Genomic DNA, 538 nt, shown 5'->3' on the forward strand with positions numbered 1-538 from the left:
CCAATGGACGAGCGCAAGCCCACCATCCACTGGTGTGAATGAATTGTGGCGATCAGCTTGTCAAAGGTACGCATAGGAAATACTCGCAAAAAACAAAAAACCCCGCACAGAAAACTGCCGGGGTTTGAGGTTCAAAGACCGGCAAGACAAATAGCCTTGCCGACAGAGCGGTAAGGCTAGGTGAGGATCAAATCTTTGATAGAGAACATGGATGAATTATACGAAGGATCGGGATTTTTTGCTTGCGGGGCCTAGCGACGCTGAATGCTTTTGTAGACTCTACCTATGGACAATGCAGACGCAAGCAAGGAAAACTGGCCACAGGTTGGCACAGGGCTATGGACCCGCTGGTGGGGCTATCTCGTGCGCTGGCTGGTGTTTGGCATTGTCGTAGGCTTGTTTCAGCCGGTGCAAGAAGACCCCTCCCAGTACTGGGAGCTCAAGGCCATTCAGGTGGTACTCGGCATCTTGTTTGGCGTGGTTGCGGCCGTGGTTTTTACAGTCTGCGAAAACAAGTTCAACACCCCGCGTGTGAAGT

1 protein-coding gene is annotated in these 538 nt (G+C 51.9%); it reads left to right on the plus strand.

Going from position 1 to position 538, the window contains the following annotated elements; translation table 11 throughout:
* Positions 1–285: 285 nt before the first annotated feature.
* The coding region (locus AC1D1Y_RS26150) for a hypothetical protein (protein ID WP_477684914.1) at positions 286–538 on the plus strand (253 nt) is incomplete at its 3' end.

This window comes from Polaromonas sp. P1_G1 (genome assembly GCF_056405595.1).